Here is a 988-nt window from a genome sequence, read left to right as displayed (position 1 = left end):
GACCCCGCCATATCCTTTGGCGGCCTTGCAGCTAAACCTGTCCTTGAGCTTCATGCTGGCCCTTTGGGTCAACTTTCAGCTTCTCATTAATATCGGCACACCCCAGGGACGATGGCGCAACATGAAGTGTAATCGGGCTCTCTGCTGGCGTTTACAGGCAGCTGAGCCGCTCTAGAATGAACTTTATAGGCCTTTATAGTCGATTATAGAATCCTATTCTGGACGCCCGATTCACGCTGCCCGGCGAGCTGGGGCTGACGATTCGCACCCTGTTCGTCTGCACCTTCGTGCTGATCTTTGCGGTCTGGGCGGTGCCCGTGCAGCAAATTGCCGAGGTCAACCAGCGCAACCTGCTGTGGCTTGGCCTTTCCGGCATCACCACGGCGCTGTCTTGGATCTTCTACTACAAGGCGTTGAAGCTGGGGGACGTAGCCACGGTGGCGCTGATCGACAAGGGCAGCGTCGTGGTAGCGATGCTGATGGCCTGGCTACTGCTGCGCGAAGTGATCACGCTGCGGATGCTGGCCGGTGCCGGGTTGATCGTGGCCGGGCTTTTGGTTATTGCCAAAAAGCCCTGACCTGTGATCCTAGGCCTCGTGCTGTTGAAAGGCTGCCGCCAGCGTGAGCTGTGCACGGGCCTCGATGATCTCGATCAGTTCGAAGTGCTTGGGGAACTCTCGCTGAGGCAGCCGCTGGGCACGAAGTGATGATCCAGGTGAACCGCGGTGCTTTGGCCTTCGACAGTCGCTCCGTGATAGTCAGGATGCCATTCCCAGCTCCGTACAGCGCCATTGTCACGAATGCCGGCCATGCTGCGCGGGCAGCAGCAAAGCAATCCCAGTCGGGCAAAGCAGAATCTCTAAGCGAGTTGCCCTAGTAGGGTGAAGGTTTTGCCCCAAGGTGAATTCTGCAATACACCCAGCGACCTGAGCTGCCTCTATGACCATTCCGATAGCCAGGGCCGTATAGGGGACGATAGAGAATTCGG

The 988-nt window shown here is 57.8% G+C and carries 1 protein-coding gene and 1 pseudogene; one reads left to right on the top strand and one right to left on the bottom strand.

Annotated elements, in window-relative coordinates; all coding sequences use genetic code 11:
- The first annotated feature begins 215 nt into the window (after nucleotides 1-215).
- Nucleotides 216-578 carry an EamA family transporter gene (locus YA0848_RS27880; protein ID WP_050483122.1) on the top strand — a complete coding sequence of 121 codons (363 nt, stop codon included), beginning with the start codon at nucleotides 216-218 and terminating at the stop codon, nucleotides 576-578.
- Between the two features lie 216 nt (nucleotides 579-794).
- Here YA0848_RS27880 and YA0848_RS36200 read toward each other — a convergent pair.
- A pseudogene (locus YA0848_RS36200) lies at nucleotides 795-988 on the bottom strand (hypothetical protein); the annotation flags it as partial.

Origin of the sequence: Pseudomonas sp. S4_EA_1b, assembly GCF_016307435.1 — a bacterium.
Classification (GTDB): domain Bacteria; phylum Pseudomonadota; class Gammaproteobacteria; order Pseudomonadales; family Pseudomonadaceae; genus Aquipseudomonas; species Aquipseudomonas rhodesiae.
The sequence above is the reverse complement of the archived record's forward strand: the minus strand, read 5'-3'. Positions and strand labels throughout refer to the sequence as shown.